The 24,916-nt window shown below is 59.8% G+C and carries 19 protein-coding genes; 5 read left to right on the top strand and 14 right to left on the bottom strand.

The features are described from left to right. The first annotated feature begins 43 nt into the window (after positions 1-43). Positions 44-493: a hypothetical protein gene (locus KGB18_RS24010; protein WP_052965319.1), complete on the top strand. Its 450-nt coding sequence runs from the start codon at positions 44-46 to the stop codon at positions 491-493. 18 nt (positions 494-511) lie between these two features. On the opposite strand, the gene KGB18_RS24005 is transcribed toward KGB18_RS24010, so the two are convergent. Together KGB18_RS24005 and baeS are read right to left on the bottom strand one after the other, a co-directional pair. Continuing rightward, the gene (locus tag KGB18_RS24005; RefSeq protein WP_052965318.1) at positions 512-1,195 is read right to left on the bottom strand and encodes a response regulator; all 684 of its coding nucleotides are present in this window, start codon (positions 1,193-1,195) and stop codon (positions 512-514) included. Positions 1,196-1,198: 3 nt separating this feature from the next. Continuing rightward, positions 1,199-2,617, bottom strand: coding sequence for a sensor histidine kinase efflux regulator BaeS (baeS, locus tag KGB18_RS24000; protein WP_052965317.1), 1,419 nt, complete (start codon positions 2,615-2,617; stop codon positions 1,199-1,201). Between the two features lie 113 nt (positions 2,618-2,730). On the opposite strand from baeS, the gene KGB18_RS23995 reads away from it, so the two are divergent. Genes KGB18_RS23995 through KGB18_RS23985 form a run of 3 tightly spaced genes read left to right on the top strand, consistent with a single transcriptional unit; the run spans position 2,731 to position 8,470 of the window. Further along, positions 2,731-3,927 (top strand): efflux RND transporter periplasmic adaptor subunit, encoded by a 1,197-nt coding sequence (locus KGB18_RS23995; protein ID WP_052965316.1) that lies wholly within the window; start codon positions 2,731-2,733, stop codon positions 3,925-3,927. A 2-nt stretch (positions 3,928-3,929) separates the two neighbouring features. Further along, complete coding sequence (locus KGB18_RS23990; protein WP_223570581.1) at positions 3,930-7,076, top strand: efflux RND transporter permease subunit; 3,147 nt, start codon at positions 3,930-3,932, stop codon at positions 7,074-7,076. Continuing rightward, entirely contained in the window at positions 7,073-8,470 is a 1,398-nt protein-coding gene (locus KGB18_RS23985; RefSeq protein WP_223570580.1) for an efflux transporter outer membrane subunit, read from the top strand. The genes KGB18_RS23990 and KGB18_RS23985 overlap by 4 nt, the downstream gene beginning before the upstream one ends. Here the strand turns inward: KGB18_RS23985 and KGB18_RS23980 are convergent, their stop codons facing one another. The 9 genes from KGB18_RS23980 to KGB18_RS23940 form a co-directional block, all read right to left on the bottom strand. Beyond that, positions 8,471-9,469 carry a helix-turn-helix domain-containing protein gene (locus tag KGB18_RS23980; protein WP_223570579.1) on the bottom strand — a complete coding sequence of 333 codons (999 nt, stop codon included), beginning with the start codon at positions 9,467-9,469 and terminating at the stop codon, positions 8,471-8,473. It lies immediately after the preceding gene. 88 nt (positions 9,470-9,557) lie between these two features. Beyond that, positions 9,558-11,036, bottom strand: coding sequence for an aldehyde dehydrogenase family protein (locus tag KGB18_RS23975; RefSeq protein WP_223570578.1), 1,479 nt, complete (start codon positions 11,034-11,036; stop codon positions 9,558-9,560). 74 nt (positions 11,037-11,110) lie between these two features. Continuing rightward, positions 11,111-11,959 (bottom strand): VOC family protein, encoded by an 849-nt coding sequence (locus KGB18_RS23970; RefSeq protein WP_223570577.1) that lies wholly within the window; start codon positions 11,957-11,959, stop codon positions 11,111-11,113. Positions 11,960-11,983: 24 nt separating this feature from the next. After that, the gene (locus tag KGB18_RS23965; RefSeq protein WP_223570576.1) at positions 11,984-13,630 is read right to left on the bottom strand and encodes a bifunctional 3-(3-hydroxy-phenyl)propionate/3-hydroxycinnamic acid hydroxylase; all 1,647 of its coding nucleotides are present in this window, start codon (positions 13,628-13,630) and stop codon (positions 11,984-11,986) included. A gap of 21 nt (positions 13,631-13,651) precedes the next feature. After that, positions 13,652-14,473 (bottom strand): IclR family transcriptional regulator, encoded by an 822-nt coding sequence (locus KGB18_RS23960; protein WP_223570575.1) that lies wholly within the window; start codon positions 14,471-14,473, stop codon positions 13,652-13,654. A 3-nt stretch (positions 14,474-14,476) separates the two neighbouring features. Further along, the gene (locus KGB18_RS23955) at positions 14,477-15,328 is read right to left on the bottom strand and encodes a fumarylacetoacetate hydrolase family protein (protein ID WP_223570574.1); all 852 of its coding nucleotides are present in this window, start codon (positions 15,326-15,328) and stop codon (positions 14,477-14,479) included. A 307-nt stretch (positions 15,329-15,635) separates the two neighbouring features. Next, a complete protein-coding gene (locus KGB18_RS23950) occupies positions 15,636-17,081 on the bottom strand; it encodes a carotenoid oxygenase family protein (RefSeq protein ID WP_223570573.1) in 1,446 nt (481 codons plus the stop codon). 48 nt (positions 17,082-17,129) lie between these two features. Next, complete coding sequence (locus tag KGB18_RS23945) at positions 17,130-18,311, bottom strand: MFS transporter (RefSeq protein ID WP_052965286.1); 1,182 nt, start codon at positions 18,309-18,311, stop codon at positions 17,130-17,132. A gap of 59 nt (positions 18,312-18,370) precedes the next feature. After that, entirely contained in the window at positions 18,371-19,363 is a 993-nt protein-coding gene (locus KGB18_RS23940; protein WP_052965285.1) for a transporter, read from the bottom strand. A 245-nt stretch (positions 19,364-19,608) separates the two neighbouring features. Between KGB18_RS23940 and KGB18_RS23935 the strand changes: the two genes are divergently transcribed. Further along, complete coding sequence (locus KGB18_RS23935; protein ID WP_223570572.1) at positions 19,609-20,616, top strand: Ldh family oxidoreductase; 1,008 nt, start codon at positions 19,609-19,611, stop codon at positions 20,614-20,616. Positions 20,617-20,742: 126 nt separating this feature from the next. Here the strand turns inward: KGB18_RS23935 and KGB18_RS23930 are convergent, their stop codons facing one another. The 3 genes from KGB18_RS23930 to KGB18_RS23920 all read right to left on the bottom strand — a co-directional run bounded on the left by KGB18_RS23930 (position 20,743) and on the right by KGB18_RS23920 (position 24,840). Next, complete coding sequence (locus tag KGB18_RS23930) at positions 20,743-22,323, bottom strand: aldehyde dehydrogenase (NADP(+)) (RefSeq protein WP_223570571.1); 1,581 nt, start codon at positions 22,321-22,323, stop codon at positions 20,743-20,745. A gap of 133 nt (positions 22,324-22,456) precedes the next feature. Further along, entirely contained in the window at positions 22,457-23,851 is a 1,395-nt protein-coding gene (gene abaF, locus KGB18_RS23925) for a fosfomycin efflux MFS transporter AbaF (protein ID WP_223570570.1), read from the bottom strand. A 71-nt stretch (positions 23,852-23,922) separates the two neighbouring features. After that, a complete protein-coding gene (locus KGB18_RS23920) occupies positions 23,923-24,840 on the bottom strand; it encodes a dihydrodipicolinate synthase family protein (RefSeq protein ID WP_007903713.1) in 918 nt (305 codons plus the stop codon). Positions 24,841-24,916: the final 76 nt, after the last annotated feature.

Here is a 24,916-nt window from a genome sequence, read left to right as displayed (position 1 = left end):
AAACTTACTCAGCGGTTGCTGATGTTTTAGCGTGGAGGTGGTCATGTTTCTGGTTCATAAAAAGGGTTTCGTTCCCGGCAAGAAAATGGTCGACGGGCTTGTGCCCTATGACTTCTTTTGCGAAGACAATCCGGCCATTAATCTGTTTGTATTCACGGGTTCCACCGCCCAAGGCAAAGCCGTCGAGGAACAGACACTCTGGGGTTTTACCCGTCTGGAGCGCTTTGAGGCACTGACCGGCACCCTCGTGTCGAACAAAAAGAATGAAGGCTGGTTTCAAACGGTCAATGTGCTTACGGGGCCGGCCCATAACGGTACTCAGAGCGTGAAGTTTCAGCGGGTGCTGAAAATCATCAAGCATGCCGATGCATCGGGCCGTGTCGCCAGCAAGGTCGACTACGAGATTCAGACAGATGAAGGCGACACCTACTTCACCCGCCGCCTTGCTGCATCCGACAGCGCGCAAACCGTCATCTATGCGGCGGATCAATAACGTCCATCTCGACGACGCTCAGGTGTCGGCGAGCTGAAACCGATAGCCTACCCCATACAACGACTCGATCGGATGCTCTCCCGGGCAGGCCTGTTCGAGCTTGCGTCGCAGATTACGGATATGGCTGTCGACCGTGCGGTCGGTGACCACCCGGTGATCGGAATAGATCCTGTCGAGTAACTGATCCCGGGAAAACACGCGTCCCGGAGAGCGGGCGAGGGTGCTGAGCAGGCGCAGTTCCAAGGGTGTCAGGTCCAGTGCGATGCCGTCGAGGGACGCCAGGTACTGCTCTTCGTCAATGTGCAGACGCGCAGCAGCAGACGACAGAAAATGCGGGCTGCGCCGCAGAATGGCTTTGACCCTGGCCACCACTTCGCGGGGGCTGAAGGGTTTGCAGATATAGTCGTCGGCGCCCAGATCCAGCCCGAGCAGGCGATCCACTTCTTCGACCCGGGCGGTGATCATGATGATAGGCACGGCACTGAAGCTGCGCAGTTCCTTACACACTTGCAGTCCATCACACCCAGGCAGCATCAGGTCGAGAAGGACCAGTCGCGGCTCACTGGCCCGTACTGCCGGCACCACCGCCAGCCCGTTGTCCAGGCATTGGGTCGTATAGCCCGCGGCGATCAAGTAGTCGCGCATCAACGCGGCCAGTTTGGGTTCGTCTTCGACGATGAGAATCGGGCTGTCGTTGACCATGGTTCAGGCGTTCCGTGGCAGGCGCAGGGTCAGCCAAAGGCCACCCAAAGGAGAGTGATCGGCACTGAGGCTGCCACCGTGGGCCAGGGCGATGCTGTGACAGATGGCTAACCCCAGACCGGCGCCACCACTGGCGCGATTGCGTGAAGTTTCGCCGCGGTAAAAACGCTCGAACAGCCGCGGCAACTGATCCGCGTTGACCCCGGGGCCGGAATCCTGGAAGTCGATGCGTACGACGTCGCCATCGCTGGCCGCACGAATGCGCAGCATGCCGCCTTCATCGGTATAGCGCACGGCGTTTTCCAGCAGATTGGCGAACAGTTGCTGCAAGCGTTTGGGGTCGGCCTCCACCCTTGGCGGCGGGGTAGGCAGCTCCAGCTCCAGACGCAGATGCCGCGCATTGCAGCGTTCCTGGAACATCGCCACGCAACCGTCCAGCAGCTCGTTGAGATCGCATTCGCTCTTGCGGTAAGTCAGTGCGCCCACATCGGCCAGGGACAGTTCATACAGATCATCCACCAGTTTGCTGAGCATGCTGACTTCGCCTTGCAGCGATTTCATTGAGGATTGATCGAGGGTGCGCACACCGTCCTCGATGGCCTCCAGTTCACCACGCAACACCGACAGCGGGGTGCGCAGTTCATGGGAAACATCGGCCATGAACTCCCGGCGCATTTTTTCGTTTCGTTCCAGCGTATATGCCAGCTGATTGAAGTCACGGGCCAGTTGACCGACTTCGTCATTGGAGGACACCGACACCCGGTTGCTGTATTCCCCGGCGGCCAATCGGTGCGTGGCGGCGGCCACCCGCTTGACCGGGTCAAGCAGGGTGCGGGCGATCCACCAGGCGATCAGCATCGCCAGCAACAACGAAAGCACGCCCACGGCCAGACTGGTGCGCAACAGGTACAGACGAAAGCGTTCGCCACCGGCTTCGGTCACGTTCTGGAACGGTGTCACCGCCAGCCAGCCGACGGTTTTACCGGCGACCTCGATAGGGCGCATCAGGGCATCGTCGGCAATCGCCGAGTAGCCCATGACGAGTTGCTTTTGCTGGTCCAGCAGGGCGATGCGAAATACCGCTCCAGTCAGGTCGGAAGTGGGCAGAGTGGGCAGCTGTGGGCCGGAATGGTTTTCGCCTGGCTCCGGACGCATGAGCTCGAACCAGCGATCCGGCTGGTTGCGCAGGAATTCCCAGCTGCCTTCGCGCTCGTAGGCGCTGGCCAGGCGCGGCAGCACCGGCGTCATGCGCACCAGGGCCTGTTCGTTGAGGTAGTCGAGAAAACCTTTGCCAAAGCTCCAGCCGTTGGCCAACCCCATGCTCAAAATGACAAACAGCACGCTGGCCAGTACGGCGATAAACAGCTTGGTGGAAATGCTCAGTTTCATGGGCTCGGGCAGGTCGGTGAATGGCACGCCCATTTAGGCCTTGGCGCGACGAAGATTCAAGGGCGGCGGGCAATCTTCAATTTTCCTGCACATTTGCCTCGCAGTATGGCGCCTGACTTGCTCCATCCCGTCTTGCAGAGGCATTTATGTCGACCAAACTATTCGCCAAATCCCTGGTGACCGCCGCCGTTCTACTGTCCTTGATTGTTCTGCTCGTGTTGAGCGGTTGCTCCCCCGGCGAATCCGCGCCCGTGATCGAACCGCCCAAGGTGTCAGTGATCACGGTGCAGCCCAAAAGCCAGGCGCTGACCACAGAGCTGGCCGGGCGCACTCAAGCGTTCATGGTCGCCGAGATCCGCCCGCAGGTCGGCGGTATCGTCCAGCAGCGGCTGTTTGTCGAAGGTGCCGAGGTCAAGGCCGGGCAGGCGCTGTATCAGCTGGACGCGTCCTCTTACAAGGCTGCGTTGGCTGAAGCACAGGCGACCCTGGCCAAGGCGCGCGCCACGTTGAAGTCGGCCCAGGCCACGGCCAAGCGCGATGCACAGTTGGCGAAGATCGATGCCATCAGCCAGCAGGACAACGAGGATGCCCAGGCCAGTCTGCTGACCGCCGAAGCCGAACTGCAAGTGGCGCAGGCCGGCGTGGATACCGCGCGCATCAACCTGGCATATACCCGCATCAGCTCACCCGTCAGCGGGCGCATCGAAACCTCGACGGTCACCCCCGGTGCACTGGTGGTGGCCAATCAGGACAGTGCGCTGACCACGGTGCAGCAGTTGGACCCGATCTACGTTGACGTCACCCAATCGACCACCGAGCTGTTGCGCCTCAAGCGCGACCTGGCCAGCGGCGTGCTGCAAAGCAACGGCGAAGGCGAAGCACGGATCAGTCTCAAGCTCGATGACGGCAGCACTTACGCCCATGAAGGGCGTTTGAAGTTCAGCGGGGTCAGCGTCAATGAGGGCACCGGCACCGTGACCTTGCGGGCTGAAATAGCCAACCCGGAACGTCTATTGCTGCCGGGTATGTACGTGCGGGCGGTGCTGGAACAGGCTCGGGACGATCAGGCGATATTGATTCCGCAACAGGCGGTGAACCGCAGTGCCAGTGGCATGACCTCGGTGCTGGTGGTGGTCAATGGCAAGGTCGAGCAGCGCGTGCTGACCATCGACCGCGCCGTGGACAATCAGTGGTGGGTCGCGGCGGGTCTGAAGGCGGGTGACCAGGTAATTGTCGAGGGCGGGCAGAAAGTCCGAGTCGGTGAATCAGTGGTGGCGCAGAACCCCGGCACTCGCAGCCGCACGCCGAAATCGGCACCTGTCGCCATTGCGCAGGAGGGCTGAGCATGGCGCGTTTCTTTATTGATCGGCCGATTTTTGCCTGGGTCATCGCCATCGTCATCATGCTTGCCGGGGCCTTGTCGATCAGTCAGTTGCCCCTGGAACAGTACCCGGACATCGCGCCGCCGACGGTTAGTATTTCCGCCACCTACACCGGCGCCTCGGCCAAGACCGTGGAAGACTCGGTGACCCAGGTCATCGAGCAGCAGATGAAAGGCCTGGATAACCTGACCTACATGTCGGCCTCCAGCAGCTCGGCGGGCAGTGCCAGTATCAAGCTGACGTTCACCGCGGGCACGAACCCGGATGTGGCGCAGATGCAGGTGCAGAACAAGCTGCAACAGGCTGAGTCGAGACTGCCACAGTCGGTACAGAGCGAAGGCCTGACCGTGACCAAGGGCGGGTCGGACTTCCTGATGATTGCCGCCCTGGCTTCCGACAACGAAAGCGTGACCGGCACCCAGATCGGCGATTACATTTCCAGCACCTTGCTGGACCAGATCAGCCGTATCGATGGCGTCGGCGATGTGCAGACTCTCGGTTCGGGCTACGCCATGCGCATCTGGCTGGACCCGGCCCTGCTGGAAAAGTACGCGTTGATGCCATCGGACATCAGCAGCGCCCTGGAGGCGCAGAACACAGAAGTCTCCGCCGGCCAGCTCGGTGCATTGCCAGCGGTGGCCGGGCAGCAACTGAATGCCACCATCAGTGCCCGCAGCAAACTGCAAACCGCCGAAGAGTTTCGCAATGTCGTGGTCAAGTCCACCAGCAATGGGGCCGTGGTGCTGCTGGGGGATGTGGCGCGAGTCGAGCTGGGCAGTGAAAGCTACGACGTGAGTTCTGCCCTCAACGGAAAACCCGCCGCCGCCATGGGCGTGCAGCTCGCCGCCGGGGCCAATGCCCTGAGCGTGGGTGAAGCAGTGAAGGCCAAACTCAAGGAACTGGAGCCTTTCTACCCGACGGAAATGCAGCTCAAGAACGTGATCGCTTACGACACGACACCCTTTGTCAGCCTGTCCATCGAAGAAGTGGTCAAGTCCCTGGGGGAGGCCATCGTTCTGGTGGTGCTGATCATGTTCCTGTTCCTGCAGAACCTGCGGGCCACGCTGATCCCGGCGATCACCGTGCCGGTGGTACTGCTCGGGACGTTCGGCGTACTGGCGCTGTTCGGCTATTCGATCAACACCCTGACCATGTTCGCCATGGTCCTGGCCATCGGCCTGTTGGTGGACGACGCGATTGTGGTGGTGGAGAACGTCGAACGGGTGATGGGCGAACAGGGGCTGTCGGCCCTGGCCGCCACGCGTCAGTCAATGGATGAAATCACCAGCGCCCTGGTCGGCATTGCCCTGGTCCTCAGTGCCGTGTTCATTCCCATGGCGTTTTTTGGCGGTTCTACGGGGATCATCTACCGGCAGTTTTCGGTGACCATCGTTTCGGCCATGGTGCTCTCGGTGCTGGTGGCCATGACCCTGACGCCGGCGTTATGCGCGACCCTGCTCAAGCCGTCCGATGCTCAGGGGCATGGTGCTCAAGGCGGGTTCTTCGGCTGGTTCAACCGCAGCTTCGAACGCGGCGCCGAGGTCTATAAAGGATGGGTGGGGGCAATTTTTCAGCGTGGACGCGCAAGTCTGCTGGTCTATGGGCTGGTGGTGCTGGCGATGGCGGCCGGCTATTTCAGCCTGCCGACTTCGTTCCTGCCTGATGAAGACCAGGGCATTCTCATGGCTCAGGTGCAGTTGCCGGTGGGGGCCACGGACAGCCGCACACAAGCAGTGGTGAAGCAGTTCGAAAGCTACATCCTCGAACAGCCGGAAGTCGAGGCGCTGATCAGCATCTCTGGCCTGGGCATGAACGGCAACAGCCAGAACACCGCCCGCGCCTTTATCCGGCTCAAGGACTGGAGCGAGCGGTCGGGGGCAGGGCAGGACGCAGCATCGATAGCCCAGCGGGCGACCATGGCGCTGTCGAGCATTGGCGATGCCAATGTGTTCGTCATGCAACCACCGGCTGTGCGGGGCCTGGGACAGTCTTCCGGCTTCGACCTGCAACTCAAGGATCTCGGTGGCCTGGGGCATGATGCGCTGGTGGTGGCGCGGGAGAAGTTTATCGAACTGGCCAACAAAGACCCTCGACTGCTGGGGGTACGCAGCAATGGCCTGGACGACTCCCCGCAGCTCAAGGTCAGCATCGACGATCGCAAGGCCGGGGCCTTGAACCTGAGCACCAGCGACATCAATACCACCTTGTCCACGGCGTTGGGCGGCACTTACGTCAATGACTTCCTCAACCAGGGGCGTGTGAAGAAGGTCTACGTTCAGGGCCAGGCTTCGTCGCGGATGCAGGCGGTCGACCTGGAGCACTGGTTCGTGCGCAACAGTAACAATGAGATGGTGCCTTTTTCCTCGTTCGCCAGCAGTTCGTGGAGCTATGGCTCACCGTTGCTGGAACGCTACAACGGCAACGCATCGCTGGAGGTGGTCGGCGATTCTGCTCCGGGGGTAAGTTCCGGGGTCGCCATGGATGCTGTGGAAGCGATTATCAAGCAATTGCCGGAAGGCATCGGTTACGAGTGGACCGGGCAGTCCTATCAGTTGCGCCTTTCCGGTTCGCAAGCACCGTTGCTTTACGGGATATCAGTGCTGTTTGTGTTCCTCTGCCTGGCCGCGCTTTATGAGAGTTGGTCGGTGCCATTCTCGGTGATGCTGGTGGTGCCGTTGGGTGTGGTCGGCGCGGTGCTGGCAACCCGCTTCAGTGGTTTGAGCAACGATGTGTACTTCCAGGTCGGGCTGTTGACCACCGTGGGGTTGGCGGCCAAAAACGCGATTCTGATCGTCGAATTCGCCAAGCACCTGCAAGAGCAGGGCAACAGCTTGCGGGAGGCGACGCTGATCGCCGTGCGGCAACGCCTGCGGCCCATTCTCATGACGTCCCTGGCGTTCATGTTCGGCGTGCTGCCTCTGGCCCTGAGTTCCGGCGCCGGTTCCGCCGGGCGCCAGGCCATCGGCACCGGCGTGCTGGGCGGCATGTTCACCGCCACGGTGCTGGGGATCTTCTTCGTACCGTTGTTCTTCGTACAGATTCGCCGTCGCTTTGGCCGTGTTTCCACGGCTTCGACCTCCGTCCAATCCGCCCAGTCAGGTGATGCATGATCAACTTTCGCTGGCCACTGCTGGCCGTCTTCGCGCTGCTCGGTGGCTGTATCAATCTGGCGCCACAGTATGAGCGTCCGCAAGCGCCAGTCTCTGAACAATGGCTGCCTGCAGCCCGTACGCCCAAGGGGGAGGTAAGCGCCGATATCGAGTGGAAGCAGTTCTTCACTGACAGCCGTCTGGCGCGCTTGCAGTCCCTGGCCCTGGCCAACAATCGCGACCTGCGTCTGGCCAGCCTCAACATCGAGAAGGCCCAGGCTCAATACCGGATTCAGCGAGCCGAGTCTTTGCCTTCGATCGATGCCAGCGTCAGCGGCACTCACAGCCGCACGCCCGGCTCGTTGTCCAACACTGGCTCGGCGGTCACCAGTCATGACTACAGTGCGCAACTGGGCCTGAGCAGTTATGAAGTGGATGTGTTCGGGCGAGTACAGAACCTTCAGGACGAAGCGCTGGAAGACTATCTGGCACTGACCGAAACCCGGCGTAGCACGCAGATCAGCCTGGTGGCCGAAGTGGCCACGGCCTGGTTGACCCTGGCGGCTGACAATGAACGCCTGCACCTGGCCCAGGAGACCTTGCGCAGTCAGCAGACGACCTACGAATTGACCCAACGCAGTCACGCAATGGGTGGCTCTTCCGGTCTGTCAGTGGCGCAGGCGCAAACCACCGTGGAGTCGGCCCGGGGTGACGCGGCGGTCTATGAAAGCCAGATTCTTCAGGACCGCAATGCCTTGCGCCTGCTGGTCGGCAGCGATATCCCCGAGGAGCTATTGCCAGGCGCGAATCTGGAATCGGCTGCGGCGCTGGTTCAGGTGCCGGCCGAGCTTCCGTCCAGCCTGCTGCAACGGCGCCCGGATGTGTTAGCCGCCGAACACACGCTCAAGTCGGCCAATATTGACATCGGTGCGGCCCGTGCGGCGTTCTTTCCGAGCATCAGTCTGACGGCCAATGCCGGTTCCTCAAGCTCGGCCCTGTCCGGTCTGTTCAAGTCCGGCAGCGGCGCCTGGACGTTTGCCCCGAGCATCAGCCTGCCAATCTTCGATGCCGGCAGTAACCGCGCGACGCTGGACTCGGCCAAGACCGAGCGCGAGATTCAGGTGCAGACCTACCAGCAAACGCTGCAGAGCGCCTTCAAGGAAGTGGCCGATGCCTTGGCGGTGCGCAGCACATTGGATCGACGCATCGCGGCCCAGCAAGCGTTGACCGACGCCAGCCGTAAAAGCTTCGAATTGTCCGACGCCCTATACCGTGGCGGTTCGCAAAGTTATCTCGAAGCCCTGGACGCCCAGCGTTCACTCTACAGCGCGCAGCAGGACCTGATCACCCTGCGTCTGACCGAACAGAGCAACCGGGTGACGTTGTACAAGGTGATGGGCGGCGGGTGGAATTGATTATGCGGCAGTCGATTTCACTCTGATGTCGTTCGCGGTATCACGGAATAGCCGAGGTGACATGCCGAACGTCGATTTGAAGTGCCTGCTGAAATGGGAACTGCTGCCGTAGCCCCAGGCATAGGCAATTTCGGTGAGCGAGCGATGGGCATGTTCCCGGTTGCGCAGATCTTCGGCGCAGCGCGACAAACGCCGTTGCCAGATGTATTCGCTGACGCTGCAACCCAGCTCATCCTGGAACGCTCGATGCAAGCTGCGCACCGAGCACTGTTCGGCGTTGGCGATGCGTTCGATGGTCAGGTCGCGGTCGGCCAGGTGGCGCTCGATATAGGCTTTAAGGCGGTTCTGCTTGAAGAAACGGAAGTCGTGTTCGAGTTGCTTTTCTTCCTGTTTGTTCTTCAGAACGTTATCCAGAAGCCCGGCGATACTGTCGCCGATCAGCCCGGCCGAGTTGCTGTTGAGCAAGGGGTATTGGTTGTAAGCATCACTGATCAAATGCATCAGCATGCGGCCCAGTCCATTGCGACCGTTAAGATGCACATCGCCTGTTCGCGCGGGCTGTCCGGGCGCCCCCTGGAACAGCAGGATGAAGTGTTCGCAGCCTTGCGTGCTGGTAACGCTGAAAGGTTTGCCACAGTCGACCAATAGCATTTCGTCAGGTGCCAATACGCTGCTTTGTTGACTTTGCTCGAAGTGACTGACGCCAGCAATCTGCAGTATCAACATGCGCGGGGTGTCGAGCGAATCGACCGCCTTGCTCAGATGGCGTGAATATCGATGGGCACTGGCGGTCATTCGACAGAAGCGCAACTGACCTAAATCTCCATACTCCAGTCGTCCCTGAAAGTTGCTGTCATGCAACGGGTCGATGAACGTCGACTCCAGGCGCTTTATATACTCTGGCGTGCGGCCCAGGTGATCACTCATGAACTCTTTCCACTTCATCAGTCGGTCGGAGCGAACGATCTGATTGGTAGACACACAGGCTAAGTTGTTCATTTTTTCGCCTCTTTTTTATTGTTATTTGCTGATTGGGCAAAAGGGTCAAAACTTGCCCAATCCTGGCAGGGTCAATGTTGGCAAATGATCAGAAAGGGTAGTGATGGCCTCCGGGCTGCCAGGTGACCCAATGGGCACGGGTGAACTCATCCAGGGCGTAATGACCATTGAAGCGTCCGAGGCCGGAGTTCTTTTCACCACCGAAGGGTGCATTGGGCTGGTCATCGACGGTGATGTCGTTGATATGAGTCATTCCCGCCACAATGCCACGGGCAAAGTTCAAGCCGCGGGCCATGTCCCGGGTGAACACCGCGCTGGAAAGGCCATACTCGCTGGCGTTAGCCAACGCCAGGGCATGGGCTTCGCTTTCAGCGATCAGCAGCGGCAGCAAAGGCCCGAACGTTTCATCGCGTGCCAATTCCTGATCGGCTCCCACTTCACCGAATACATGGGCGGGCAGCACCAGCCCGGATGCCTGACCGCCACAAAGCTGTTTCAGGCCGGCGCTCTGGGCCGTATCGATCTTACGCAGCAAGCCATCGAGCTGGTTCTGATTGACCACCGGCCCGATCACGGTATCGGCCTTGGCGGGGTCGCCAGTCTTGAGGTTGCGCACGCGCTCCACCACCAGCGCCGAGAAGTCTGCATAAAGCGAGCGGTCGACGATCACTCGGTTGACGCTCATGCAGATCTGGCCTTGGTGCAGGAAGCGCCCGACCACGGCGGCGTGGGCCGCTATCTCAATGTCCGCATCATCCAGGACCACCAGGGGAGCGTTGCCGCCCAGCTCCAGCGCCACGCGTTTGATGTGTTTGCCACCGGTTGCAATGCGGCCGACATTGCGACCGACATCCGTGGAACCGGTGAATGAAATCAGGCTCGGTACCGGGTGCTCGACGAAGGCATCGCCAATTTCCGAACCGGCGCCCACCACGACATTGAGCGAACCGTTCGGGAAGCCTGCCTCTTCGAACAGATGGGCAATCAGAAGGCCGCCGGTCACGGCCGTGTCGCTGGCAGGCTTGAGCACGACCGTATTCCCCAGTGCGAGTGCGGGCACTACCGAACGCATACTCAGGTACAAGGGAAAATTCCATGGGCTAATCACACCGACGACACCCAGGGGCTCTCGAAAGACAAAGCTCTGTTCGCCGGGCTTGTAGCTCGTCAGGATCCGTCCTTCAACCTGCATCGGCAGCGCTGCGCACTCACGAACAAGGTTCAGCGTGAACTGCCATTCCATGCTCGCCTTGATACGGGTGCTACCGGACTCACGAATGAGCCAGTTGATGATTTCTTCGCTGCGGTTCTGGATGACGTGCGCCAGTTTTTCAAGGTGTGCGCTGCGCTGTGTCGGGTGCAGCTGTGCCCACGCCGTTTGCGCACGATGTGCAGCCTGATAGGCATCATCGAGATCGGCAATCGATGCCAGCGGCATCTCCAGCAGCTGTTCGCCATTGAAGGGGTTGCGGTCATCCAGGCGTCGAGAGGAACGACCTGCACACCAGGTGCCGTTGATGTATTGGTCGCCATTGATGGCGTAAGGGGCGAGCTGTTGAGTCGTCATAGTCTTACCTTCGCAGGCAGGTGGCCGCGTCGTTCAAGGAAGTTGAGGGTGCAAACGCTGTAGGTGAAAAGTGCTCAACTCCTGATCCAGGCGCGTCCCCAGGAGTTGAGCGTGTATTCCTCCTGTGGCCAGACACCGGGTTGGCGGGAGGCATCGGTTACTTCGAGCTCGGCCGAGAACTCCAGGCGGTTGCGATCGGCATCGACCACCATGAAAAAAAGATTGTTACCCGGTCCATGTCGGCCAGGGCCGAAGAAGAGGGTGATACGTTCCTTGGCGAAGCGATCACCCCAGTCACGGATGTCATTCCATTCGTTGGTTTCGTAACAGTGGTGATCCCATTCGTTTTTCGAGCCGCGGAAAAACGCCAACGTATGATGCTCATCGTCCGAGCGCAGGAAACACGTCATGAGCTGGCCGGTCTGCTCATCGACGACATTGTCCGAGACGGTAAACCCCACCGTATTGACGTAGAAATCGATCATGGCTTCCAGTTCAGTGGTCTGGAATACCACGTGCTGCAGGCGGCCGGGCATGCCAGGTCGATCGGCCTGGGTATCGGCGCGAGCCACGCCAAATATCGTTTCCCGGCCCTGAGGGTCACGGATCAGAAAGGCCCCCGGTTCGAGCAACGGCGAGTCAATGTCTTCGACCGCACAGCCGTTCTCGATCAGGCGAACGCGCAGTTCTTCCAGTCGAGCCTGATTACCCAGGTCAAAAGCTGCCGCGAGCAGACCACAGTGGTCGGTAGGAGAGACCAGCATGGCGCGTTGCGGGCCGCTCAGTATCCAGCTGCCATCGGCCTGCGCCAGGCTGTCCATATCCAGCATCCGCCGATAGAAATCGATTTGCCGTTGCGGTTCTTTGCTCGCCAGGTGCAGGTAGCACAGGCGTGCAGGTGTGGAAGTCTGGAGTGTTTGCATAAACACCTCTGTGGCTTGAAAGGTTCAGTGAAAGACGGGGGCGATGCCCGCCTCGATTTCGCTGTTTCTGGCCGTGGCGATGCCCAATAGCGACTGCAACGATTCGGCAGCCTTTGTCTCCGTGGCCCTGTCGAAGATGGCGGCGATATAGCGATCAGGGCGCAGCAGCAAAAACTTGTTTGAATCGCCCAGTATTCCTTTGAGCAAACCCTCACGGTCCTGGAGCACCGTGCAGCCAGGAATCGAAGGCATGGTCTTGACGTGCTCGGGAAGGATCAGGATGCGTTTGGCTTCAAGATGGTCCCAGAGGTCATGCATGAGTTCATCGATACGTTGGCGGGTCGGCTCACCGTATTGAATCAAGGCGAAGCCGGCGCCGATGGTTTCGTCGAGGAGACGTTCGTGGCCATGGGAATCGGCGAGCATCGGTTGAGGGAACATCTGTCCGCAGGACAGTTTTCCAGCTTCACCTTCGGTGAGTACCAGCCCTTTGGTGAACCGGGGTTTAGGCTTGAAGCGCATTTGCAGGAAATAGTCCCGCAACGGTGGCAGCAGGCCGATCAGGGCGAATGCAGCGCTTATCATACGAGCGCGCAGGACGGTCGCCGGTGCCATGACCACACCGAGGTTCAAGGCCAGTTTTATCAATGCCCACGCATGATCGCGACGCTCGCTTTCATAAGACAGCAGGGCGGTTTCAGCCATTTTTCCCTTCAGCACGCCGATCAGCTTCCAGCCCAGATTGTGCGCATCGCGAACACCACTGTTCATGCCCTGTCCGGCATAGGGCGGGGTCAGATGCGCGGCGTCGCCGGCGAGAAACACGCGCTCGACCTGCCACCGCTCGGCGACCCGGGCGTGAAAGGTGTAAACAGTCTTGCGCACGATGGAAACCGGGGCGTCACCCTTGAATGGGCGAAGTAACGCCTGCAGGCGAGTTTCGCTGAGCACTTGCTCATCCGTTTCATCCGGCTTGAGCAGGAACTCGAATCGGCGAGTACGGTGGGGGCCTGGCACTTCGACGACGGGACGTCTTGCATCGCAATACACACGTGTTTGCCAGAACGGGTCGTCATCTTCATCGGTATCGACCACCAGCCAGCGCGAGGAGAAGCTCGACCCGACCATCTCAATCCCGAGTTGCTTGCGCACCGGGCTACGGCCGCCGTCACAGGCGACCAGATAGGCAGCGCTGACGTCTATCATCTCGCCATCGGCGTTACGGATCAGCGCGCGCACGCCGTGGTGGTCTTGACTGAATTCCAGCAGCTCATGGCCGAACCATGCCTTCAGACTGGCAAAGCGTTCGAGGCCTTTCTTCAGGGTGCTCTCGAAAAGGGGTTGGCGAAATGCATTGCGCTTGGGGAACCCATACAACTTGCCGGTAGGCTCGACTTTGCCAAAGCAGCGGCCGCCGGGCCGAGTGAAATAATGCACGCCGTAGCCAGGAACCACGTCACGCAACACGGCTTCATCCAGGCCGATGGCCTGCATGGTGCGCAAAGACTCGTCATCGATCGAAACGGCCCGTGGCTCGGTCACGGTGCCGGGCTTGCGGTCAATGATCAAGGTGTCCACATCGGCCTGGCCAAGCAGGTTAGCGAGGGTCAGTCCGGTAGGACCGGCACCGATGATCAGTACCTGGGTGGTGAAACTTTTGAGGGTTGTCATTGTTATTCCCTTCCGGATGGCTCAGTCCAGTTGCCTGGGGCGGTTGGCGAGCGCAGCCATGCGCTGCGACAGGTCCTGCGCCAGGGCGAGAATCTGCTGTCCTTGTCCCTCTTCCTGAGCACTGTCACGTTCTTGAATCGGGCGAACGCAGCTGATGCTGCCGACGACCTTGCCATCGCCGTCGAAGATCGGTGCCGCGAGGCCATAGACCCCAGCGTCGACCTCGCCTGCGCTGGCAACATATCCCTGACGACGCAATTGCTGCAGCGAACGGCGAAACTGTTCCCAGGTCTGGCCAAGGTTGCTGGCGCGCACCTCGTCGGGTTTTTCCAGAAATAGCTGACTGTGTTGACGCGAGGTCATGTTGGCGAGGATCGCCTTGGAGGTCGCACCCAGGAGCAAGGGTCTGGGTGAACCGCGGGAATAGCTGACCTCACTGAACAAATCGCCGTGCTGATGAATACAGACGACCTGGTCCTTGAACAGCCGGCAGATCAGCCAGACTTGTTGCTCGCTCCACCGTGGGAAGCTCGGCTCCAGTGATTGTGCGGCGCGCACCAGGGGGTCGCTTAGCCGCAATTGACGGTCCCAGGTAATGATCCGGGCACCGAGCGCGTAACGCCCGGCTTCGACCTGGAACAACAAGTTCGCCTCGGCCAGTTCGCGCACGTAGCGGTAGATAGTCGAACGGGTGAAACCCAATGCACCGCCCATGTCGTCGACAGCCCAGATAGGGCTCTCTTCGGTGAACAGGTCGAGTACCCGCAGCATGCGCTCCAGGCTCGAACCTTTGGTGTCGGCATCCTGTTCTGGCAGTTGTTCCGATGGGGGCAGTTTGGTCATGGTTTATTGCTCGTCAGCGATGCTGTTGCGCAGGATGCCGATTCGAGAGATCTCGATCTCGACTTCATCGCCGGGCTTCATCCATACCGGCGGCTCACGGAACGCGCCGACGCCACCGGTGGTACCACTGACAATGACGTCGCCGGGGGCCAATTCGGTGAAGGTGGAGCAGTATTCGATCAGCTTGCGTACATCGAAAATCATGTCGCTGGTGCTGGTGTGCTGCATCACTTCGCCATTCAGGCGGGTGGTTAATTCCAGGTCCTGTGGGTCACCGATTTCATCGCTGGTAACCAGCCAAGGGCCAAAGCCGCCGGTGTTCGGGAAATTCTTGCCCGGTACGAACTGAATGGTGTGCTTCTGCCAGTCGCGGACACTGCCGTCGTTGTAGCAGGCGTAACCGGCTACATAGTCCAGCGCGTCGGCTTGCTTGACGTGACGCGCCGCTTTACCGATCACCACTGCCAGCTCGCCCTCAAAATCAAGCTTGTGCGAGGCCTTTGGGCGAATGATGGGTTGCAGGTGGGCGGTTTGGCTGTCGGCGAAGCGGGTAAAAATCATCGGGTAGGTCGGCATCTCACGACCGGTTTCTCGCACATGAGTGGCGTAGTTGATGCCAATGCACAGCACCTTGCCCGGGTTCTGGATGACGGGCAGGAAAGTCACTTCCGTCAGAGGGATGCGCGGCAGGCTCGCCAGAACGACGCTGGTCAGCTCGCCCAGGCGATTGTTGGCGATGGCCTGCTTGAGATCGGTGCCGAAGGTTGGCTTGACCGATTCCAGATCAATGACCTGATCGCCTTCGACGACGCCGTAGGTGCTACGACCTTGCACAATAAAGCTCGCGAGTTTCATGGAGTCTCCTTGGTAGAGAGTGGTGCATGCGCACGGGATGCAATGAGGCTTAATCTAGTCTTGCAGGTAAATCCTGTAAAGTAGGATTTATGCATAAATCCTAAAATGTGGAATTTATGTAAAGTTTGCGGCTTTTTGCGAACCGCAGGATCGAGGGAAAAAGGGCGATGAGGGAGGTGTGCCACCCGTACGGTATGCGGATGGCAACGATGTTATGAGAGGTTGGAAAAGGGACGAGGGCTTAATACCCGTCAGCGATCTGTAGCAGCGGACGGAACCTGCATTCGGCAACGCGACACACAATGCGTCAGCTCGGTGCCCAGCACCCGTGCAGCGACATGCGCATCCGGAACGGGACTTTGATTCGCGCAATCGGGCCACTCTCCATGTCACGAGAGTCAAGAACGACGAGCTCACTACGGCCCTCTGCGATGAGATTGAGTAGGGAAATGACATAGCCATCGGCTTCCTCCGCATTTGGGGAGCGCGGAATGAAAATGGGCTCCTGGAAGCATCCGCTGTCACCGGGAAACCAGGCGTCGGTGGTTCCTGTTTTCAGGTTCACGTGAGCCAGCAAGTTGAAAAACTGAAACGGTATCGGTCCATTCTCGGGGTTGTAGGGGCGCTGCGGATCAAAGGCGAGCAGGAAGCCGTGCTCGTACTTTCGACCGATGTAGCGGTCATCACACCTTGGAAACTCACAGGGGTAGTCAGTCAGTGGCTGCGGTTGGATTTCGTCCTGCGAACCATTCAGGTCAAAGGTCCAGCGCATCAGGCTGGCGGCTAGCGTTTCAGGCGGTGGGACATAACCGTCCGCCTGGGGGAAAAAGTAGAAGATGTTCCCTCCGGTGACCGGCATATCGACGTAAACCTTGCCGTCCTCATCGAACGCATTGAGTGTATGACCCTGGAAACCTTCCTTGGGGCCCTTGAACCAGCGAACGTCTTGCGCACATCCGTTGCGTGGCACGACAGCGAAAAGCTGAGGTAAATCGGGTTGCCATTGGAAGTGCGGCCCCCCGTTTTTCATGCGTTCGATGTCCACTGTTAACGGAATGAGCGGGAACACGACGTAGTGTTCGGTCACCGCGAAATCATGAACCATGGCTGCATAAGGTGCCTGGAACCAGATCTCATGCAGCAGCTTTCCGTCTGGCGAGAGTTCGAAATAGGCCAGGTCAGGCGTGCCTTCTCCTTTGGCTTCATAGCTGAATGCCAAGAGGTTTCCTGTTGCCGGGTCGAGCTTGGGGTGTGCGGTGAACGTCGCTGATTTGATCTGCCCGTCAAAATTCCATTCGCCGAGGGTCTCCAGCGTTTCGAGATCCATTGCCCAAGGCATGGCATCTTCCTTGAGTGCGAGCAAGACACCGTTGTGTGGCACGACGGTGGTGTTCGCGGTGGTGTTGTTCTTCGCCGCGAGTGGATCATTGGTGTAGACGTTTCGATAGATACCATTGAGCGAACGACCTTCACGACGCTGGGCCAGCAACCGGTCCGTCTTCACGTAGCGGCGTCGCAGCGAAACCTTGCCGTTTGCGAAGTAGAACCCGCTGACCATTCCATCACCGTTGAAAAAGATATCGGTGCCCAGCATCGGTGGGTACTGCGGGTCTGGCGCGACCTGATAAAACGTCCCACGGATCGAGGCGGGAAGGGTGCCTTCAATCTCGAGATCGAACACTTCTGCTTCTACGCGGCTGGGCGTATAGAGCGCACCAGAAAACTCAGGGGTTTGAGGGAATGGAATAGTCATCAGGTCATCTCATTAATAGGCGGTTTCGTTCATGTTCAGGGTGAGCGTTCAGACCGATTGGGGGGACATTGCCGGCCCGGTAGGCTTCGCGCCTCGACGAAAGCGTGCAACGACCAGACACGAAATAATCAAGGCTGCCAAATAGGCTGAGGCGGCCAGCCATCCGACGGCCCGGAAGTGTCCCTCACCGACGACAAGTGCTGCACCAAATGGGCCGAGCCCTTGGCCGATAAAAATGGCGGCGTTACCCAAACCCGCCAGTCGACCGGAAGGGTCCAGTTCTGCCGCCATGGACAGCAGGTAAGGCAGGCTGAAAAACCACACCATATGGATCAGGCAGGCAGTGGCGGCAAAAGCAACGGCACTATCGCCATAGACCATGACCAGGGTCGCCAGCAGCGCTGTACCGAAGCTCAAAAGTTGCGGAAACAGCAAACCCAGGCGACGTCCGATCAGCCCGGCAAGACCTGCTCCAAGGGCGCCGGCAAGGATGCTGCCTCCGAGAATGCCACCAATCTGCTGCGGCGCCAGGCCAATGCTTTTGCCGATGCGCTCCTGGTAAACCCACAGGGCGGAATGTCCGAAAAACAGCAGCGCAAACAGCATGATCAACAGGATGGACGTGAGACCAAATGGCGGAGTCGAGAGGTTGGCCGAACGATGTGTTTCCGGGTAGCGCTTGGGCACCCTCCTGCAACCCAACACCGCGAGCACGCTGGTGATGGCCAATAGGGAAAATGCACCATTCACGCCGAATGTTTGCACGATCATGGGCATGGAGGTCACCAGCAGCATGCCCCAGAGGAGATTGCCGATATTGATGACTGCGAAAGTTGCATCTTTAGACGTGCGCAGTGCTGCTGTAGCGTAGACAACCGCCATAACAGCGCCGCCGCTTGCGCCGCAGATCATTCTGCAAATGAGTAGCCAAGTCTGGCTGTGCAGTTGAGTGCTGGCCAGATTGCCTGACGCCAGGATCAACAATGCAACCAGGGCGAAGCGGCGCCGGTCAATGCTCGCCATGAACATGGCGCAAACACCGCAGGCGATGGCCATCGCAATAAGCTCTGTTGCGAAAATGGTGCCTATTGCATTGAGCGGCAAGCCGAGTTGATCGATCAACGCGCCACCCAGAATAGGCTGGATTTGCAGCGTCCCTAGGGAAATGACCATCATCAGGCAAATAGCGCCCAATGATTTTTTGCTGTCGATGGAGTCGAGCGCGTTCATGAAGTATCACCTCGGGTCAGGGGGGCCACTCCTCATGCAGGAGCGGGCGCACACGTCAGTCAGAACTTGTGAACGTAACGAACCTGCACTTGGTAATCCGCTCGGGAGCGGTTTTCGACGCCGGTCTCTTTATAGGTGTTCAGCCAAAAGGCTTTGTCTTCGGTGATTTTCCAGAACAGACCCGGACCAATGCCCAATACCTTTTCCCGAGAATTGCTCAGCCTGCCTCCGTTGACTTCGTCATCCGATATCTGCCTGAAGTAGTACCCGTTGATGCCGACCGAGACCTTTGGGATCACTTCATACGAGGCCGTGAAGTTGGCCCACGCCGACTGTCCTGCCTGGGTGTCGCGTACGGATTGCCCTTCGAAATATTGCGCCGAGCTGCTGGCGGGGTCGTCGTTCTTGAAGTTGTACAGGTACTGCAACCTCCAGCTCACCTCCCAACGCGGTGCGGGCATCCAGGTCGCTGCCCAGTAGGGGTTCAGAGAGAAGTAGTTGGAGCCTGGGTTCAGGTCTTTATGTTTGTCGTATTTACCCGTTGGAAGGATGGTATCGAAGGCCACACGCTGCACAAAAACCGGCCTGCCGTGGGCGTCGACGATCGGATCGAACTGGACCTGAGGTCCAACCGTGATGTCACCGAGGCCGGTGGCGTTATCCTGGAGCTTGGCCCCGTTGTCTCCGAAGTCGCCGTCCAGAGAGACGATGGGCACCAACAAACTCCAGCCCAGGTGCGCACCGCCCCCGATGGTGTCAGGTGAGTAATAGCTCAGCTGATTGATCAGCGTGATGACGTTGATCTTCGGATTATCAAAGGCGCCATTATCCTTGCCTGCATTGTCCCTGATGCTGCTTGCGGTGCTGAACTTCAGATAGGTCTGATGCGTCAACCCGGGCGGTCCCGCGAAACCATCGTAAAAACTGGTGCCGCCCAGGTTTATGCCGCTGGGCTGGTTCACCGAGGGGGGTGGAGGGCCATCTGCTGCATGTGCGGCAAATGATGCGAAGGTGATTGCCAGGCAGGCTGGCAGGGATTTTGTCAGGCTCATCGCAGTGGCTCTATTTTTGTCATTGTGAGCGGGGTAACTTCCCCTGGCACTTCGACTTTAATTCCAGGAATTTTGTGATACTTGAGCACAACGGCCAGAGTTGACTGAGCGTGCCATGACGCAAGAAGACCGCAGGCCGCCCCTTCACCACCGCTGTGCCAATTTCGTCACCCCCTGCGCCAAAACCCATCAAGCCACCTTCCTGCAAATAGACCACCCTGACCGGTCTGTCCAAGGAGATGAGCATGATCCGACTGACCCTGATCGAAGCCCGTGAACTGGCCGAATCGATCCTGTTGCACAACGGTTTTAATCTGGCCCACGCGCAAGCGGTGGCGGCGACGGTGATCGCCGGCGAGCGCGATGGCTGTGCCTCCCACGGTTTGTACCGGATTCTGGGCTGCGTGAATTCCCTGCAGGCCGGCAAGGTGTCGGCCGATGCCGAGCCGCAGGTGATCGACCAGGCTCCGTCGATCGTGCGGGTGGATGCCGCTGGTGGTTTTTCGCAATTGGCGTTTCAGGCGGGGCTTGGGTTGCTGGCGGAGAAAACCCGGGCCAACGGGATTGCGGCGTTGGCGATCAATCGCTGTGTGCATTTCTCGGCGCTGTGGGTGGAGATCGAGCAGTTGACCGCTGCCGGGTTGGTGGCGCTGGCGTGTAATCCGAGTCATGCCTGGGTGGCACCGGCCGGGGGACATGTGCCGGTGTTCGGCACCAATCCCATTGCCTTTGGCTGGCCGCGTTCGGGGCAGGATCCGTTTGTGTTCGACTTCGCCACCAGTGCGATTGCCCGGGGTGATATCGAGTTGCATCGGCGTGCCGGCAAGGCGATTCCCGAGGGTTGGGGCGTGGACGCTGAGGGCCGGCCGAGCACCGATGCCAATGTGGTACTCGACGGCGGCGCGATGCTGACGTTCGGTGGGCACAAGGGCTCGGCGCTGGCGGCGATGGTGGAGTTGATCGCCGGGCCGCTGATCGGTGATCTAACCAGTGCCGAGTCGCTGGCCTATGACGCGGGCAGCAAGTCGTCGCCGTACCATGGCGAGTTGATCATTGCGCTGGATCCGCGACGTTTTCTGGGGGCGGCCACTGAGGAACATTTGGCCCGGGCCGAAGTGTTGTTTCAGGGCATTGAAGGGCAGGGTGCACGCTTGCCGTCGCAACGGCGTTATGCGGCGCGGGCACGCAGTGTGGTGGAGGGAGTGCAGATTCCTGAGGCGTTGTACAACGACCTGAAGGCGTTGCTGTCCTGATTGAATCAGAGTGCTCAACCCTGTGGGAGCGGGCTTGCCCGCGATTGCGGTGTGTCAGTCACGTTCAATTTGAAGGTGCCGACGTCATCGCGGGCAAGCCCGCTCCCACAGCTTTTTGAGTGTTTGTTAAACCGGTTCGCGGTGGATGTTGCCATCAACCAGTCGAGCAATGCCCAACGGGTTGGCGTTTTTCAGGGCGTCGGGCAACAAGGCGTCCGGGCAGTTCTGGTAGCACACCGGGCGCAGGAAGCGCTCGATGGCCAGGCTGCCGACCGACGTGCCACGGGCGTCGGAGGTCGCCGGGTAGGGCCCGCCATGCACCATGGCATCGCAAACTTCGACGCCGGTGGGATAGCCGTTGAACAGCACCCGACCGACCTTTTGTTCCAGCTGCACCAGCAGATCGGCGTGTTCCTTCAGGTCCTGTGCTTCGCCAATCAACGTCGCGGTGAGTTGACCGTGCAAACTGTTAAGCGCTTGTCGCAACTCGGCCTTGTCGGCCACTTCGACGACAATAGTGGTCGGGCCGAACACTTCTTCCTGCAATAGCGGATCACCCTTGAACAACAGACTGACGTCGGCCTTGAACAGTTGCGGCCGCGCTTGATTGCCCTGCTGATCGTGGCCTGCCAAGCGGGTTATTCCCGGATGGTCGAGCAAGGCCTGCACACCTTTTTGGTAGCTGCCGAGGGTGCCGGCGTTGAGCATGGTTTGCGCCGGTTGTTCGGCCATCAAGGCACTGAGCCGCGCGGTGAAAGCGCTGAAGTGGGGTGAGCGCATACCCATCACCAACCCCGGATTGGTACAGAACTGACCGCAACCCTGGACCACCGACGCCACCAGTTCACCGGCGATTTTCTCGCCACGGGCGAGCAGGGCTTCCGGCAATATGAGTACCGGGTTGATGCTGCTCATTTCGGCGAACACCGGGATCGGTTGTGGCCGTGCGGCGGCCATGTCACAGAGGGCGCGACCGCCCTTTAGCGAGCCGGTGAAACCGACGGCCTGGATCACCGGATGCTTGACCAGCGCTTCACCGACGCCCGCGCCGTAGATCATGTTGAACACACCGTTGGGCATGTCGGTTTGCTCGGCGGCGCGGATGATTGCATCGGCCACGCGTTCGGCGGTCGCCATGTGTCCGCTGTGGGCCTTGAACACCACCGGGCAACCGGCGGCCAGGGCGGCAGCGGTGTCACCGCCGGCGGTGGAAAAGGCCAGCGGGAAATTACTGGCGCCGAACACGGCCACCGGACCGACGCCGATCCGGTATTGACGCAGGTCGACCCGTGGCAGTGGCTGACGGTCGGGCAAGGCACGGTCGATGCGCGCACCATAGAAAGCGCCCCGGCGCAGAACCTGGGCGAACAGGCGCATTTGGTTGCTGGTACGGCTGCGCTCACCTTGAATGCGCCCGGTCGGCAGCGCGGTTTCGCGGGTGACCAGAGCGACGAATTCATCATCCAGCGTATCCAGTTGCGCGGCGATGGCCTCAAGAAATTCTGCACGGCGAGTCGCTGGCAAGTTGCGAAAGGCCGGGTAAGCGGTAGCAGCGGCCTGGGCGGCGGCGTCCACTTCCTCTGCGGTGGCTTGCATGAAAGAGAAGGGCAGTGCTTCGCCGGTACTGGCGTCGTGACTGTGCAGAGTGATGCTGCCAGCGGCGCTGCGGGAGCCGCCGATGTAGTTGTGGCCGATGATCTCGGGCATCGAAAAAACTCCTGTCGAAAAAGGTGGGTTCCCTGTAGGAGCGGGCTTGCCCGCGAAGACGTCGGCACAGTCAATATTGATGTCGCCTGATGCGCGGCCTTCGCGGGCAAGCTCGCTCCTACAGGTATTGAGCTCAGGCCAGTGAATCACCCCGGCGTGTGGCCGGCACGGCGCTATCCAGTGCAGCAATACGCGCGGCGGATTCCGCATCCACCTGATGCAACGACTTGCCACGCGTTTCCCGGGTCAGGCCGACGGCAACGATGGAGATCAGCGCGGCGCCCACCAGGTACCAGGCGATGGGTGTCGAGCTGTGATATTTGTTGAGCAGCGTGATGGCAATCAGCGGTGCAAGGGAACCGGCGAAAATCGGCGCCACCTGATAGCACAGTGAAAGGGCGGTGTAGCGCACGTGGGTCGGGAACATTTCGGCCATCAGAGCCGAGTAGGGCGCATAGGTCATAGACTCGATGCCCAGGCCCAGAATGATCGCCGCCATGATCAGCCAGTTATTGCCGGTGTCCATCATCGGGAAACCGACAAAGCCCCAGAACGCAGTGAGCACCGCGCCGGTCAGGTAGATCGGTTTGCGCCCGACGATATCCGACAGATAGCCCATCAACGGAATCAGGAAGAAGTGCACCAAGTGCGCGCCGAACATCAGCAGCAGAATTTCCGAAGTGTCCTTGTGCACCACCAGTTTCAGATAGGTGATCGAAAAGGTGACCACGGTGTAATAGAGGATGTTCTCGGCAAAGCGTGCGCCGATGCCGACCAGCACGGCGCGCCAGTGATGACGCAGCACTTCGACCACGCCCAGCTGTTGTTGCTTGGTCTGCGCCTGACGGGCCTGGGCTTCTTTGAAGATCGGCGCGTCATCGACGCTGGTGCGAATCCAGTAGCCGATCAGCACCACCACAGCCGAGAACCAGAACGCCACGCGCCAGCCCCAAGCGAGGAATTGCTCCTCCGACAGGTTCGACGACAACAGCAACAGCGCGACCGTGGCCACCATGTTGCCGGCCGGCACCCCGGCTTGCGGCCAACTGGCCCAGAAGCCTCGACGGTTGTCCGGGCAGTGTTCGGACACCAGCAGAATCGCGCCGCCCCATTCACCGCCAAAGGCAAAGCCCTGGATCAGCCGCAGCAACACCAATAATACTGGCGCGGCATAGCCGATGCTGTCGAAGCCCGGCAGGCAGCCCATCAGGAAAGTCGTGATGCCGACCACCACCAGGCTCAATTGCAGCAGGCGTTTTCGGCCGAACTTGTCACCGTAGTGACCGAACACCAGACCGCCCAACGGACGAGCGAGAAAGCCGACCGCGTACAAGGCGAAGGCGGCGATGATGCCGTCGATGGGACTGTCGGTCTGGCGGAAGAACAACTGGCCGAAGACCAGTGCCGAGGCGGTGCCGTAGAGAAAGAACTCATACCACTCGGCGACGGTGCCGGCCATGGCGGCGGCCACTACGCGTTTGAGTCCCGAGGGGGTGGTTGCGCTTTGCGTGTGTAGAGGATTGGACATGCTGGCGTTTCCTGTAGAGGCGCAAAAACAGGCAGCCGGGCCGGGTCCGCAAAGACCCGCCCGGCAATCACTCAGAGACCGACGTCGGGCAACTCCGGACGGTTAGCCAAGGCCTTGGCCATGATCTGCTCGACGAATACCCGATCAGCTTCCGGCAGTGCCAGGCGTGGCGGACGGGTCAGCGCGCTGCCGCGACCGGCGATGGCTTCGCAGAGCTTGATGCACTGCACCAGGTCGGCGCGGGCATCGAGGTGCAGGATCGGCATCAGCCATTCGTAGATCGGCATGGCTTCGGCGAAGCGACCGGCCTTGGCCAGGCGGAAGATGGTTTCGCCTTCTTTCGGGAATACGTTCGACATGCCCGAGACCCAGCCTTCGGCACCTACCGCGATGCTTTCCAGTACCACGTCGTCCAAACCTGCGAACAGCACGAAACGGTCGCCGACTTCATTGCGCACGTCGATGAAACGACGGGTATCGCCTGACGAATCCTTGAAGCACACCACGTTGTCGCAGTCGGCCAGGGAAATCAGGATGTCCGGGGTGACGTCGTTTTTGTAGATCGGCGGGTTGTTGTAGACCATCAGCGGTACGTCGGCGTTTTTCGCCACGTAGCGGTAGTGCTCGGCGGTCTCGAACGGTTTGGAACCGTAGACCAGCGCCGGCATCAGCATCACGCCGTCGACGCCGACCCGGCGCACGGCATTGGCGACCTTGGCCGCTTGCACGCTGGTGAACTCGGCCACACCGCAGATCACTGGCACGCGACCCCGGGAGGCGTCGACCGCGACTTCGGTCACGGCGATTTTTTCTTCGGCGGTCAATGAGGTGTTTTCCCCCACCGAACCGCACACCACCAGGCCCGATACGCCGTCACGGATCACGTTGGAAATCACCTGATGGGTTTTTTCCAGGTTGATGGAGAAGTCGTCGTTGAATTGAGTGGTCACCGCGGGGAAGACGCCACTCCAGTTAATACGCTTGCTCATTGTTGCCTCCGGTTCGTTAATTGTATTTCGTATACGATATTTTAAATGGCAATGACTCGGCTAGTGTTTTTTTCAA

The sequence above is a fragment of the Pseudomonas sp. BF-R-26 genome, from assembly GCF_019947395.1.
Lineage (GTDB): Bacteria > Pseudomonadota > Gammaproteobacteria > Pseudomonadales > Pseudomonadaceae > Aquipseudomonas > Aquipseudomonas farris.
The sequence above is the reverse complement of the archived record's forward strand: the minus strand, read 5'-3'. Positions and strand labels throughout refer to the sequence as shown.